Below are 13824 nucleotides of genomic sequence, written 5' to 3' on the forward strand. Positions count from 1 at the left end.
TAAATAATGTTGTGAATTTAGGTTAAGAAAATTTAAAAAAATTAATCTTTTTTCATGTAAATTAATACATCGACCGCACTAGGGTTGGGAGCAACAGATTGAATGGTTTTAACTTCACGACCTTGTAAACTAATCGGCTTCCAAATAGCGCCTTCTGGATTAATTTCAGTTCCATCTGCATCAAACCATACAACTTTGTATTGAAAGTCTTGGGCATAGAACCAACCATTCTTTAATGCAAGTGAGGCACGTTTGATATCACCTAAAGTAGTCATGTTGACTCTACTAACACCAATGCGAGTAGCTAAAACAGGGTTGCTTGTCTGAGTTCGGACAGTACTTTTACCTGTTACGATATCTGTTTTTGTTTGCATAGCATTTGGAGCTGTACAACCCGTAAAAAATACGGATGTAATTGAGAATAGGCTTAAATAAATTACGGCCTTTTTCATTTTGAAGATCCTTTAATCATTAATGAGTAATAGCAAAACTATCGGTTAAAATTTCTTGATTTGCTTCAATGCCATGAATGAACACTGTTTGATTTGGTTTTACATTAATATTGAGTTCTTGAGTCATATAGCCATTCTTTAGTTGGATCGTATGAGTGCCTGTTGGTAAAGTGAGACGAGCAACTTGAGCGTTACTTGGTAAAGTGTTCCACGCACGGACATCAGCTTTTTCAGAAGCTGTGTTATAAATATTTCCAGCGATTTGACCAATAGCGCCGAGTCTGTTCCCAAGTTCTTTTTGCACCATATATTTTGCTGTCGTACGTGCAATTTGTGAGGCCATATTAGCTGCTACATTTTCTTTTAGTGTTTTTACAGCTAATGCACCTATATCAGTTAACGTCGAAGTATTTGTTACAGGTCTGCCATTTACAAACACCTGAAGATTGGAGGGGCTTGTGTAGGTTGCAGGGTTATAGCTAGCAAAAGAAATATTGACTAAGCCATTTGGAGTAGGCAAAGCTAGCGTGTTAGGAATTTTTTGCGGTACTAAACCTTGTTCTAAAAAAATTAAAACTGGATATTGTTGAGATTTCTTATTAGAGGAAGTGTCTAAACGTTTGACATCATTTTTAATAAAATCATTAGGTTGTAATTCGTAAGCTTTTTTGAAATCAACTAGGGCGTCATTTTCTTCCCCAAGAGCCTCCCAAAGAGTAGCTGCCATATAAAATGCATAAGCATTTTGATATGTATTTTTAACTTTCCCAGCGATTGTATCTAAGCCAGCAAAAGCTTCATCGAAGTTTTGATCGGTATCGGAGCCAGCTTTTTCTTTAGCTTTCTCCGCTTCTTTTATATGAGCGAGTTCAATTTCACGCTGAATGCGTTGTGCAATGCGCATTTCTACACCAGCACTTTCTGCATTGTTAAGAGCTATAAAATTAATTGCTTGATATACATGAGCCAAAACTTGCTCATACTCAGGGATTTTATAGGGAATAATGCTGTCATTACTTACAAGTGAAAGAGCTTTAAATCCAAGTTCTGAAGCACTGATCTTTGCTTTATTATTCCTTTGTTCTAACAGAGCAAACGCAGCTTCAAAGGATTGTTTGCTTTCTTCATACTGATGATTAGCTTGTTGCAAACGAGCTTTTTCAAGTAGGTAGAGTGCTGCATCACTGCTTTTGACTTTTTTATCTAAAAACTTATGAGTTTCTTCTGGAATGGGTTGGTTGATATTTGCACGGAAGCTTTGAGCTGTTTGATTGTAATCATCAAAAAAACCAGCGTGAGCGATAGGAAAAAGACTGCTGAATAGAGCAGTGATAAGAAATTTTTTGTGTAGTTGTGATTGTTTATTTATTAGAGAATTTGTCACAAAAAACACCCATAAGTTTACAAAAATAAACGAACTATAATTTTATAAGATGAGTATTTCAATAATTTTATTTATTATTAGTTTTATGTATTCTATTGAAAAATAACCGCAAAGTCTTGTGTCATATAGCATTGAATGTTTTTGAAGTTTTATATTTTAAGTGTTTATTTGTTTGATAAATCATCTAATTAAATTTTTATAATAATTTGAATCTTAACTATTGAAGTGTATTTGAAATTTTATTTAGATTTAAATGAATTTGTAAATTTAAATAATTGAAGTGGTTGGTTTTTGTTAATATTTATGTTTTGTTTTTTTAGATTTTTTAATCAGTTGCTGCTTTTATTTATTTTTATTTGAGCTTTAGATTTAGAATAACTTAAATTTTAGTATTTTTAATTATTGTATTATGAATATATTTTTAATAAAAAGGCTGTCAAATGACAGCCTTTTTTATATTGGATTATTTTCTCGATAAATAAATGTTAGTAAGTCGGTTTAAAAACTGAGGGCTTAAAGTTGAAAGTTGGTAAAGCAGTTTGGTTTTTATGCCAACTGGAGTGTGAGTTGGCGTCCAGAAATGAGCCTTTTTCTCTACAAGTGAAAGCACCTGTTGAGCAATATCATTTGGAGTTAAATCTACCCCCATATTTTGAATTGTACCTGCATCCATATTGTTAACCATTGCAGTTTGCACAAATAGCGGCATCACATCTAAAACGCGAATACCATATTTTTTCCATTCCACATCTAAACCTTCAGTAATTCCGCGAACAGCAAATTTACTGGCTGAGTAAGAAATCAAATCAGCTTGCCCATAAATTGCAGAAGCTGAAGAGAGATTGATAACGCGTGCAAAAGACGCTTGCTTTAAATAAGGTAGGGCCGCGTGACAGCCATTGATAACACCGTTTACATTAATATTTATTGTTCTTTGGTGAGCTTTAATATCAGTCGTTTCAAATGCACCAGAATATAAAATACCTGCATTATTTACTAAGATGTTGAGTTCGCCAGCCCATTTAGTAAATTCTTTTAATATATGTTGCCACTGATTGTAATCACTTACATCCAGATAGCCGGCACGGGCATTTGGCCCTAAGTCGTTTGCCAATTCTTGAGCAAGCGATTCATTAATATCATAAATGCCTACTTTATATCCTTGTTTGTAAAATACGCGTGCAATTTCAGCCCCAATACCTTGAGCGGCACCACTAATCAGAATACTGTATCTCATCTTTTTTCTCTTTGTCAGTACAATAGTGCGACTGATTTAATCGCTTTGATTTTGATCATAACAAATTAAGATCTTAGTTTTACTGACCGACTTTTTAAACTTGAGGGTTACCATGGATAAATTGCTTAAAATTATGCAAGAGTTACGAGAAAAATGTCCGTGGGATCAAGAACAAACCCCAATGTCACTGACTAAATATGCGATTGAAGAAGCATATGAAGTTGAGGCTGCTGTCCGTCAGGGTAATATCGATGAAATCAGAAATGAGCTAGGCGATTTGTTATTACAAGTCGTGTTTCAATCACAAATGTTTAGTGAGCAAGGTGCTTTTAACTTTCAAGATGTTGTTGAGGCAATAAGTGAAAAGTTAATTCGCCGCCATCCACATGTTTTTCAGGCAGATCAATTTAATAACTTAACGCCAGAGCAAGTAAGTGAGCTTTGGAAACAAATTAAACAGCAAGAAAAACAAGGCAAGCCGCAATCAAGATTAGATGAAATAAAGCATGGACCAGCCCTATTGCAGGCACAAGAAATTCAAGAAAATGTAGCAAAAGTTGGGTTTGACTTTGAAACCGTAGAAGATGCTTATGGAAAACTAGAAGAAGAGTTAGACGAGTTTAAGCAAGCACTAAAAAATCAAAATATTGATGAAATTCAAGATGAATTTGGAGATTGCCTGTTTTCATTAGTCAATGTAGGACGTAAACTTGCGATTTCAAGTGAAACATCACTTTTATCAACAATACATAAATTTAGAAGCCGTTTTGCTTTTATTGAAGATCAAGCGAAAAAACAGCAAAGAACATTAGAAGACATGACCTTGTCTGAAATGGATGAATTGTGGAATCAGGCAAAGCGGCAGTTAAAGTTAGGGGAAAAAACACATGCAGCTCAGCATGAATCTTTGGAAGAGTAAGTATTATATTTTTATTGTTTTATTTTGGAGCCTGATTTCTTCAAGCTTTGTTCAGGCCCAATCTTTTGATCAAAATTTTAAGGAGTGGAAAGCTAAACAGCAGATGTATGATCAGAAGTTAAGCACGCAGCATTCCTCTCACTCTAATGCCCCAAAAAGTTCAACAATGACTGATTCTTCAGGGCAAGTTCACTTGAATCAAGCCAATATTGATGAGCTTCAAAAGCTAAAAGGGATTGGTGAGAAAAAGGCTCAGGCGATTGTAGAATACCGCCAAAAGAATGGTGGTTTTAAAAATATTGATGAATTTAAAAACGTAAAGGGCATTGGTCCAGCCATTTTTGAAAAGAATAAAACGCGGTTGAGTTTATAAATCATGTGTTTGTCAATTGTCATTTCATGCGCAAACTACAGAGAATCAAATTGCCCTTTGTGTGCGTTAGAGCTATGATTAGCGACAACTTGTTATTTACGTCCTGACGTAGGAGACAGCGTCTTTTGCAAACCTTGCGAGCGTCAAAATGTGGTTTGTCCACAGCCCAACTTCCTTCTTCGATTTTAGATGTGATCGATAGCCTGACTAAAGCTGGCTATGAAGCTTATATTGTTGGGGGTGGTGTCCGTGATTTAATGCTAGGGTTTAATCCTAAAGATTTCGATGCAGTCACCAATGCGACACCTGCTCAAATTAAAGAAGTTTTTGGCCGACGTTGCCGAATCATTGGTCGTCGATTTGAATTGGCACATGTCTATTCAGGACGTGAGCTGATTGAAGTTGCAACATTCCGTGCCCCTCCTAAAAAAGCAGTTACGAGTGCCTCAGGCATGATTTTACGTGACAATAACTGGGGTACCATCGAACAAGACTTTGCTCGACGTGACTTTTCTATCAATACCTTATATTACCAACCGCGTAAGGCTATTGTGCTCGATTTTTGCAAAGCAATTGACGATGTTAAAAACAAAACTTTGCGTTTATTGGGTGATCCAACACAGCGTTTTGAAGAAGACCCTGTGCGTATGCTGCGAACTTTACGCTTTGCAGCCAAGTTAAATTTCAAAATTGATTCAAATATTCTCGATATATTTGATGCTGAAATGACGCAATTATTGCGTGATGTCTCGCCGCATCGTTTATATGATGAATCTCAGAAGCTGTTCACAATGGGACATTTGGCGCGTGTTTTGCCAATGTTGATTGAGTTCGGTGTCTGGAAGCAACTTTTTGCCGATATTCAGCCTAATCTCACTGCATTTATTTTAAGAGCAGCAAAGAATACAGATCAACGTATACAAGTGGGTAAAACAATTAACCCTGCATTTTTCTATGCGGTTTTATTGTGGCAGCCGTTTTTAGAGCGTTGTGAATTTTATTTATCTAAAGGTATTGTGCCAGCCGAAGCGCGTGCACAGGCTGGTTTAGATGTCTTAAAACGTCAAGCGACACGTACAGTTATTCCTCGTTTTGCAGAAACTTTTATTCGTGAAGTTTGGGAAATGCAAACTCGTTTGCTCAATCCAAAACCACAGCAAATAGAAGCATTGGCAGGGCATGCTCGCTTCCGTGCTGGTTTTGACTTCTTATTACTCCGTGAAAAGTCAGGTGATGACACAACACAAGGAATGGGAAGCTGGTGGGAATCCTACCAAGAAATGTCAAATGACGAAAAAGAAGCTGCTATTAGCCACTATAATCGTCAGAAAGCTAGAAACCGTCGTAAAGCTGCCGCTGAGCCTATTGAAAATAATAAAGTTGATACGGAAATTGAACCGTTGGTTGATATTCCGGAACCACGTACTCGCCGTGGGAAAAAAGAACGTACTAGACAAGATCAGGCAGTTGGCCGATTTGTTGAAAAAGCGACTACTTCTGAAGCAGGCGTGATAGGCGATCATCCAATTTTAAAACGTAAGCGGGTACAACGCGATTTAAGCCAAGTTGTTTTTGGGCCAACGCAATGACAATAACCACTTATATTGGTTTAGGAAGTAATTTAGGCGATTCCCGTCAAATTTTATCTGAAGCCATTGCCAAGCTTAAAACCTTAGGAATGGTTAAAGTTTCTAGACTTTATCAAAGTCCACCTATGGGGCCTCAAGACCAGCCAAATTATTTAAATGCAGTTGCAGAATTAAATACGGATCTTGCGCCTTTAGATTTGCTAGATCATTTACAACGTTTTGAGCAAGAAGCTGGTCGTGTACGACTTCGTCGTTGGGGTGAGCGAACCTTAGATCTGGATTTGCTTATATATGGCAATGAAAAAATTCACAATGAGCGCTTAACTGTGCCGCACATAGGCATTCTACAACGAGATTTTGTTGTAATTCCTTTATTAGATTTAGATGCTGATTTACAAATTAATGATCAGCCACTTAAAAATTTAGAACTGATACAGCAGCCAACGCTGACTGTACTTGCGGATGAGTCTTGGGCTTAAGCTCTCGATTCATTATGTTCTGCAAACTCCTGTAGAGGATATCATCATGATTAGTCTAAGTGACTTAAGAAAATTTAAAGCCGAAGGACGTAAGTTCTCTTGTCTAACTTGTTACGATGCAAGCATGGCAAAAGCAATGGAACTTGCTGAAATTGATACAATCTTAATTGGTGATTCTCTTGGAATGGCAATTCAAGGGCGAGATTCAACTTTGCCAGTAACCGTTGAAGATATGGCTTATCATACGGCAGCGGTGCGCCGTGGTAATCAACATGCCTTGATTATGACAGACTTACCATTCATGAGTTATGCAACCTTGAATGATGCTTTGCAAAATGCAAGAACAGTCATGCAAGCTGGCGCTCAAATGGTGAAAATCGAAGGCGGTGCATGGTTAAGTGAAATCGTGCAGGTTTTAACCCGTAATGGTGTACCTGTTTGTGTACATTTAGGCTTAACGCCTCAATCTGTGCATGTATTCGGTGGCTATAAATTACAAGCTAGAACACGTGAAGCAGCAGATCAGCTTATTGCTGATTGTACAGCAGTGGTTGAGGCCGGCGCAGCGGTATTATTACTTGAATGTGTTCCTGCCCAGTTGGGTCAAGAAATTGCTGAATTATTCCCAAATACGCCTGTAATTGGTATTGGCGCAGGTAATGCAACCGATGGTCAAGTATTAGTTGTACAAGATATGTTGGGTTTAACTTTTGGTCGAGTTGCACGTTTTGTACGTAACTTTATGAAAGAGCAATCAGGTGAAACTGCCATTTTAGATGCTTTTAAAGCTTTCCATGCTGCTGTGCAGGATCAGTCATTCCCTGCCAAAGAACATACTTTTCACGTTGAGCTGTAATTCATGAAAACAGAAACCACCATACAAGGTCTTGCAGCTTCTTTAAATCCTGCTAGAGCTGCACGTAAAATTATTGGTTTTGTCCCAACAATGGGAAATCTACATGAAGGACATCTCACACTTGTTCGTGAAGCGAAAAAGTTATGTGATGTTGTGGTTGTGAGCATTTTCGTAAACCCGACTCAATTTGGACCGGGTGAAGATTTTGATAACTATCCTCGTACTTTAGAACAAGATAGTCGTCTATTGGCTGATGTAGGCTGTGACATTATTTTTGCACCATCAGTTGAGCAAATGTACGGTACACAACCACGTTTAACGAACATAAGTGTAAACCAGATTACAGATGCTTTATGTGGTAGTTCACGTCCGGGACACTTTGATGGTGTAGCTTTGGTGGTAACTAAGCTCTTTAATATTGTGCAACCTAACTACGCTTTCTTTGGACAAAAAGATTACCAGCAGTTAGCAGTTATTCGCCAGTTTGTGCAAGATTTAAATATTCCTTTAGAAGTGATTGGTGTGCCAATCGTTCGTGCAGCAGATGGCTTAGCACTTAGCTCAAGAAATGGTTATTTAAGCGATGAGCACCGTCAGATTGCTCCGGTTATTTATCAAAGTTTGAAGCAGGCAGAGCAACAGTTACATCAAGGCAAAGATTTGCAACAAGTTGTAGAAGATATCAAAACTCAGTTGACAGATAATGGTTTTGTTGTTGATTATGTCGAAGCTCGTCAGACAAATCTGTTACCTGCTACTCAATTTGATCGTGATATTGTGTTGTTTGTCGCGGCAAAACTGGGTGCAACCCGTTTGATTGACAATTTAGAAGTTGCCTTTACACCCCAATAAAGAGATCAAAGGACAGCCATGCCATGAAGCGTATACTTATCGTGACAGGACAGTCTGGTTCAGGAAAATCTTCGGCCCTTCAAGTATTAGAAGATTTGGGCTATTACTGTATTGATAATTTGCCTTTGGCATTGCTGCCTGAAATTGTGGCAAAGCTAGATCATGAAAATAACCTAGAGCAATTGGCTTTAGGTGTGGATGTAAGAAGTACTCGGGCAGATATGCAAGAGTTCGATCATGTTTTTGAGCAATTACAAAGACATGGCACGGTTGATGTTATTTACCTTACTACGCAAGATCAGGATCTGATTGCGCGTTTTAGTGCATCGCGTCGTCCACATCCATTAGCCAACCGTTTTAAAAGTCTGTTGCAATGTATTCATGAAGAAAAGCAGTTGCTGCTTCCAATTCAGTTTCGCGCTACGGTTCATATTGATACAACAGATAAAAGCGTTCATGATTTAAAGCATATTTTACTGTCTAAATTGGGGCAGTCAGATAAGCTTATTGTCATATTGCAGTCATTTGGATATAAACATGGCATTCCTTTAGATGCCGATTATGTTTTTGATGTACGGCATTTACCAAATCCGCATTGGGATTTAGAATTAAGACGTTTTTCTGGTTTGGATGAGCCAGTAAGACTATTTTTAGAAGCAAGTCCGCAAGCAAACGAAATGTTTGATGATATTCTTCACTTCTTAAAAAAATGGCTTCCCGCATTTGCTGAAGGACATCGTCACTATATGACGATTTCTATTGGTTGCACTGGGGGGCAACATCGTTCGGTTTATATCGTAGATAGACTAAAACAAGCACTTGAGGCAGAATGGTCTGTTCAGGTCTTACACAGAGAAATGAAGCACTGGTCATGATAGACACAACTGTTGATGTAATTAATAAACTCGGTTTACATGCTCGTGCATCAGGAAAACTGATAGAGGTCACTACAAAGTTTCGTTCGTCGATCCAGATTGGGAAAGGCGATCATTTGGTAGATGCAAAAAATATTATGTCTTTGCTGATGTTAGGTGCAGGTAAAGGGACCACTTTGCGATTGGTCATTGATGGTACCGACGAAGAACAGGCATTAAATGAAGTACTGGCGTTATTCGCAGCAAAATTTTATGAGGCAGATTAATCGTGGCACGTGGTTCCCAACGTTATACTGAAGAAGATTTCGGTTCTTTAGAAGGACGTGCAAGCAAAACCGAACAGAAAAAAGCAGTGCAACGCATGGCTGCTTTAGGTGAGCAACTCGCACAACTTTCTATTAAACAAATTCAGAAACTTCCAGTTGATGAGCGTTTAATTGATGCTTTAATGGAAGTGCAGAACATTAGTTCTTTTGAAGCACGTCGTCGCCAATTTCAACGTATTGGTAAGTTATTGCGCAATGAAGATGAGACCGTAATTTTGTCTTATTTAACCCCGCAGCAAGGCGCAAAAAGACAGGCTCAATTAATGCGTTGGGTTGACCGCATGATTGAACAGGGTGATCCTGCAATTACTGAATTTAGTAAAATTTATAATGCATCGGAACGTCACACCTTGCGTCAGCATGTGTTGAGAATCAATCGCGATAAAACTCAACAGGCGAGTGAAGCAGATATTGAGGCATCAAAAGTTAAATTTGTTAACTATGTACAGCAAATTGCATTATTGTCTGATCAAGGCTAAATGCACTTAAATAAAAAAAGCGACGCTCAAGGCGTCGCTTTTTTTATTTATATATTCTCAGCGCGTTCTTTTGCCCATTCACGCAAAATAAACTTCTGTAATTTGCCGGTCGATGTTTTTGGAATTTCTGTAATGACCACATCTTTGGGAACTTTAAAGCGAGCTAACTCTTTTTGACAATGTGCAATAATTTCTTCAGGGGTTGCTGTAGCGCCCATTTTTAATTCAATAAATGCGCAGGGTACTTCTTGCCAACGAGCATCGGGTTTGGCGACGACAGCAGCAGTTAAAACAGCTGGGTGCCTATACAGCACATCTTCTACTTCTAAAGATGAAATATTTTCTCCACCAGAAATAATAATGTCTTTCGAGCGATCAGTAATTTTTGCATAACCATCGGGATGGCAAACTGCTAAGTCTCCCGTATGGAACCATCCACCAGCAAAAGCTTCTTGGGTTGCTTGGGGATTCTTTAAATATCCTTTCATGACAATATTGCCACGGAACATGATTTCTCCCATGGTTTGTCCATCGTTTGGTACAGGTTGCATGGTTTCTGGGTCTAATACACGCATACTGTCTTGTAATGGATAGGGCACGCCTTGACGGGAATGAAGTTGGGCTTGTTCAGCAATTGAAAGCTCATTCCATCCAGATTGCGAAGCACATAAGGCAGAAGGCCCGTAAGTTTCAGTTAAGCCATACACATGGTTTACGTTAATTCCCATATTGCGCATACCTTCAATAATAGCAACTGGAGGAGCGGCTCCGGCAACCATTACTTCAACATGGTGATCAAAGTCAGTTTGCTTTTCTTTAGGTAAGTTAATAATCATTGAAAGAACAATAGGGGCACCACAGAAATAATCAACTTTATGTTTTGCAATGAGTTGTATGACTAATTCTGGGTCGACCTTGCGCAAACAAATATTTGTTCCACCGCTGGCTGCGATACTCCATGCAAAACACCAACCGTTACAATGGAAAAGCGGTAATGTCCATAAATACACAGCGCGAGGTTTCATTCCGCAGGCCAAGATGTTACTTGCAGCGTTTAAATAAGCGCCCCGATGATGATAAACAACGCCTTTAGGATTACCTGTTGTGCCTGAAGTGTAGCTTAAGCTAATTGCATCCCACTCATCATCTGGTAAATGCCATAAAAAATTAATGTCGCCTTGAGCTATCCATTCTTCATATTCAAAAGAGCCAATAAACTGATTCTCGCCCTCATATTCATCATCAGCTACATCAATCACAATAATGTGTTGGTCGGGAATAAGAGAGAGGGCTTCTCTTGCTAGATTAACAAATTCAGGGTCAACCAAAAGCACTTTGCTTTCAGCATGTTCTAACATGAAAGCTATTGTTTTTGCATCTAAGCGTGTATTGAGCGTATTGAGCACAGCTCCGGTCATCGGTACTGCAAAATGTGCTTCGATCATCGCTGGCACATTAGGCAATAAAACTGATACCGTATCATTTTTACCAATTCCGAGTTGTTTGAGCTGAGAAGCAAACTGGCAACAACGTTGGTAAGTTTCTTTCCATGAAATTTGGCGTTTACCGTGAATAATCGAAGCGTGATTTGGATAAATATAAGCTGCACGCTCTAGGTAGCGTAGAGGCGATAACGCAACAAAGTTTGCGGGTGTGCGTGGCAATTCATCATAAGCACTAACCATGTGAAACAACTCCGTGTTCTATTTTTAATTCATTCTTTGAAAATATGACTTAATACTCATCAAAGCATCTATGCTTTAGTCTTAAAGGGAAATACCCTCCAGTCAGAAAATGAGCAGAAATGCTATTTTCTTCATCTTAAACCACTTGTGTTGAACATGTTTAAAAAATCATCTCAATATGTTTTTAAGTCATTTATTGCTGTTTACCTGATAAGCAAAATGTATTTATGATTTTATGGGCTCAAAGGTTTTCACTTTGCTTGAACAAGTGTAAAATCTTTCAGGTTTTTTAATTTTGATTTACACCGTTTTTATATTTTGAGGTTCGCCTCGATCATAATCTCGCGGTGAAATGCTCCTTCGTATAGGGCATCACTCCTTAAGGATTTTTTTATGCCAATTATCACATTGCCAAATGGCGATCAAAAGAGTTTTGATCACGCTGTATCTGTTATGGAAGTTGCCCAAAGTATCGGGCCTGGTCTAGCAAAAAATACTGTTGCTGGACGTGTGAATGATCGCTTAGTTGATGCATGTGACTTAATTACCGAAGATTCGACCTTACAAATTATCACTCCAAAAGATGAAGAAGGTCTTGAAATTATTCGCCATTCTTGTGCACACCTTGTCGGACATGCTGTTAAACAGCTTTTCCCTGAAGCCAAGATGGTGATTGGTCCAGTCATTGAAGAAGGTTTTTACTACGACATCTGGATGCCACGTCCTTTTACATTAGACGATATGGCAGCTGTCGAAGAGCGCATGAAAAAGCTCATCGATCAAGATTATGATGTCGTTAAAAAAATGACACCACGTGATGAAGTAATTGCTGAATTTACTGCACGTGGCGAAGAATACAAATTACGTTTGATTGCAGACATGCCTGAAGAAACACAAATGGGCTTGTACTACCATCAAGATTATTTAGATATGTGTCGTGGTCCACACGTACCGAACACTAAATTTTTAAAATCGTTTAAGCTGACAAAAATCTCTGGAGCTTACTGGCGTGGTGATGCGAAGAACGAACAGCTTCAACGTATTTATGGTACTGCATGGGCTGATAAGAAACAGCTTGCTGCATACATCAAACGTATTGAAGAAGCTGAAAAGCGCGACCACCGTAAAATTGGTAAAGCTCTAGACTTGTTCCATATGCAAGAAGAAGCACCAGGTATGGTGTTCTGGCATCCAAACGGTTGGACGATTTACCAAGTTCTTGAACAATACATGCGTAAAGTTCAGCAAGACAATGGTTACCTTGAGATTAAAACACCACAAATCGTAGACTTTACGCTTTGGGAAAAATCAGGCCATGCAGCGAACTATGCAGACAACATGTTTACGACTCATTCTGAAAGTCGTAATTATGCGGTTAAACCAATGAACTGCCCATGTCACGTACAAGTTTTCAACCAAGGTTTGAAGTCTTACCGTGATTTGCCAATTCGTTTAGCAGAGTTCGGTTCTTGTCATCGTAATGAACCATCTGGTTCTTTACACGGCATTATGCGTGTACGTGGCTTTACACAAGATGATGCACATATCTTCTGTACTAAAGAACAAATCGGTCAAGAAGTTGCAGATTTTATTAAACTGACGCTTGATGTTTATAAAGATTTTGGCTTTGAAGAAGTGCAAATGAAACTTTCTACACGTCCAGAAAAACGTGTGGGTGATGATGCACTTTGGGATATGGCTGAGAAATCTTTAGCAGATGCTTTAGATGCAGCAGGATTAGAATGGGAATTACAACCTGGTGAAGGTGCGTTCTATGGTCCAAAAATTGAATTCTCATTGAAAGACTGTCTCGGACGTGTATGGCAATGTGGTACTATTCAGTGTGACTTCAACTTACCAGAGCGTTTAGATGCGTCTTATGTGACTGAAGACAATGATCGTGATCAGCCTGTTATGTTGCATCGTGCAATTCTTGGCAGTTTTGAGCGTTTTATTGGTATACTAATTGAACACTACGCTGGTTTCATGCCACCTTGGTTGTCACCGTTACAAGCATGTGTCATGAATATCACGGACTCTCAAGCTGAAGCTTGTGAGAAAGTCGTAGCAAAACTCAAAGAAAATGGTCTTCGTGCCATTTCTGACTTGAGAAATGAAAAAATCGGATTTAAGATTCGTGAGCGTACTCTAGAGCGTATTCCTTACTTGTTAGTTCTTGGTGATCGAGAAGTTGAAGAAGGTACAGTGAATGTACGTACCCGCTCAGGAAAAAATTTAGGTACTATGTCAGTAGATGCATTCATTGACTTAGTGAAGTCTGCCGTCGCCGAACGTGGCCGGTATATTGTGGAGTAAGA

The 13824-nt window shown here is 38.7% G+C and carries 14 protein-coding genes; 10 read left to right on the forward strand and 4 right to left on the reverse strand.

The window, feature by feature from the left end; genetic code table 11:
- Window positions 1-41: 41 nt before the first annotated feature.
- From ACPF64_RS07255 to ACPF64_RS07265, 3 genes are all read right to left on the reverse strand, one after another.
- Complete coding sequence (locus tag ACPF64_RS07255) at window positions 42-452, reverse strand: YcfL family protein (RefSeq protein WP_426455904.1); 411 nt, start codon at window positions 450-452, stop codon at window positions 42-44.
- Window positions 453-471: 19 nt separating this feature from the next.
- Window positions 472-1785, reverse strand: coding sequence for a COG3014 family protein (locus tag ACPF64_RS07260; RefSeq protein WP_426456116.1), 1314 nt, complete (start codon window positions 1783-1785; stop codon window positions 472-474).
- Between the two features lie 514 nt (window positions 1786-2299).
- The gene (locus ACPF64_RS07265) at window positions 2300-3073 is read right to left on the reverse strand and encodes an SDR family oxidoreductase (protein WP_426455905.1); all 774 of its coding nucleotides are present in this window, start codon (window positions 3071-3073) and stop codon (window positions 2300-2302) included.
- A 112-nt stretch (window positions 3074-3185) separates the two neighbouring features.
- On the opposite strand from ACPF64_RS07265, the gene mazG reads away from it, so the two are divergent.
- From mazG to yjgA, 9 genes are all read left to right on the forward strand, one after another.
- A complete protein-coding gene (gene mazG, locus ACPF64_RS07270) occupies window positions 3186-3992 on the forward strand; it encodes a nucleoside triphosphate pyrophosphohydrolase (RefSeq protein ID WP_426455906.1) in 807 nt (268 codons plus the stop codon).
- Complete coding sequence (locus tag ACPF64_RS07275) at window positions 3961-4365, forward strand: ComEA family DNA-binding protein (RefSeq protein ID WP_198078978.1); 405 nt, start codon at window positions 3961-3963, stop codon at window positions 4363-4365. Before mazG ends, ACPF64_RS07275 begins: the two co-directional genes overlap by 32 nt.
- A 125-nt stretch (window positions 4366-4490) precedes the next feature.
- Window positions 4491-5954, forward strand: coding sequence for a polynucleotide adenylyltransferase PcnB (pcnB, locus tag ACPF64_RS07280; protein WP_426455907.1), 1464 nt, complete (start codon window positions 4491-4493; stop codon window positions 5952-5954).
- The gene (gene folK, locus ACPF64_RS07285) at window positions 5951-6433 is read left to right on the forward strand and encodes a 2-amino-4-hydroxy-6-hydroxymethyldihydropteridine diphosphokinase (RefSeq protein ID WP_013198930.1); all 483 of its coding nucleotides are present in this window, start codon (window positions 5951-5953) and stop codon (window positions 6431-6433) included. Before pcnB ends, folK begins: the two co-directional genes overlap by 4 nt.
- Before the next feature lie 46 nt (window positions 6434-6479).
- Window positions 6480-7289, forward strand: a complete 810-nt coding sequence (gene panB, locus ACPF64_RS07290) for a 3-methyl-2-oxobutanoate hydroxymethyltransferase (RefSeq protein ID WP_004794557.1) — start codon at window positions 6480-6482, stop codon at window positions 7287-7289.
- A 3-nt stretch (window positions 7290-7292) separates the two neighbouring features.
- Window positions 7293-8141, forward strand: coding sequence for a pantoate--beta-alanine ligase (gene panC / locus ACPF64_RS07295; RefSeq protein ID WP_426455908.1), 849 nt, complete (start codon window positions 7293-7295; stop codon window positions 8139-8141).
- Between the two features lie 23 nt (window positions 8142-8164).
- Window positions 8165-9016: an RNase adapter RapZ gene (gene rapZ / locus ACPF64_RS07300; protein WP_004794551.1), complete on the forward strand. Its 852-nt coding sequence runs from the start codon at window positions 8165-8167 to the stop codon at window positions 9014-9016.
- Complete coding sequence (locus ACPF64_RS07305; protein WP_013198928.1) at window positions 9013-9282, forward strand: HPr family phosphocarrier protein; 270 nt, start codon at window positions 9013-9015, stop codon at window positions 9280-9282. Before rapZ ends, ACPF64_RS07305 begins: the two co-directional genes overlap by 4 nt.
- Window positions 9283-9284: 2 nt before the next feature.
- A complete protein-coding gene (gene yjgA, locus ACPF64_RS07310) occupies window positions 9285-9821 on the forward strand; it encodes a ribosome biogenesis factor YjgA (protein ID WP_005036793.1) in 537 nt (178 codons plus the stop codon).
- A gap of 47 nt (window positions 9822-9868) precedes the next feature.
- Here yjgA and ACPF64_RS07315 read toward each other — a convergent pair whose 3' ends face one another.
- Window positions 9869-11506 (reverse strand): acyl-CoA synthetase, encoded by a 1638-nt coding sequence (locus ACPF64_RS07315; RefSeq protein ID WP_426455909.1) that lies wholly within the window; start codon window positions 11504-11506, stop codon window positions 9869-9871.
- Window positions 11507-11899: 393 nt separating this feature from the next.
- Between ACPF64_RS07315 and thrS the strand changes: the two genes are divergently transcribed.
- Entirely contained in the window at window positions 11900-13822 is a 1923-nt protein-coding gene (gene thrS, locus ACPF64_RS07320; protein WP_005302419.1) for a threonine--tRNA ligase, read from the forward strand.
- The last annotated feature ends 2 nt before the right edge of the window (window positions 13823-13824 follow it).

The sequence above is a fragment of the Acinetobacter sp. KB005 genome, assembly GCF_049949095.1.
Taxonomy (GTDB): Bacteria; Pseudomonadota; Gammaproteobacteria; order Pseudomonadales; family Moraxellaceae; genus Acinetobacter; species Acinetobacter calcoaceticus.

Excerpts from the sequence above, each read along its gene's own strand:
- mazG (WP_426455906.1), top strand. The coding sequence starts at position 3,186 with ATGGATAAATTGCTTAAAATTATGCAAGAGTTACGAGAAAAATGTCCG.
- ACPF64_RS07305 (WP_013198928.1), top strand. The coding sequence starts at position 9,013 with ATGATAGACACAACTGTTGATGTAATTAATAAACTCGGTTTACATGCT.
- ACPF64_RS07315 (WP_426455909.1), bottom strand. The coding sequence starts at position 11,506 with ATGGTTAGTGCTTATGATGAATTGCCACGCACACCCGCAAACTTTGTT.
- rapZ (WP_004794551.1), top strand. The coding sequence starts at position 8,165 with ATGAAGCGTATACTTATCGTGACAGGACAGTCTGGTTCAGGAAAATCT.
- thrS (WP_005302419.1), top strand. The coding sequence starts at position 11,900 with ATGCCAATTATCACATTGCCAAATGGCGATCAAAAGAGTTTTGATCAC.
- panB (WP_004794557.1), top strand. The coding sequence starts at position 6,480 with ATGATTAGTCTAAGTGACTTAAGAAAATTTAAAGCCGAAGGACGTAAG.
- ACPF64_RS07275 (WP_198078978.1), top strand. The coding sequence starts at position 3,961 with ATGCAGCTCAGCATGAATCTTTGGAAGAGTAAGTATTATATTTTTATT.
- folK (WP_013198930.1), top strand. The coding sequence starts at position 5,951 with ATGACAATAACCACTTATATTGGTTTAGGAAGTAATTTAGGCGATTCC.
- panC (WP_426455908.1), top strand. The coding sequence starts at position 7,293 with ATGAAAACAGAAACCACCATACAAGGTCTTGCAGCTTCTTTAAATCCT.
- ACPF64_RS07265 (WP_426455905.1), bottom strand. The coding sequence starts at position 3,073 with ATGAGATACAGTATTCTGATTAGTGGTGCCGCTCAAGGTATTGGGGCT.
- ACPF64_RS07255 (WP_426455904.1), bottom strand. The coding sequence starts at position 452 with ATGAAAAAGGCCGTAATTTATTTAAGCCTATTCTCAATTACATCCGTA.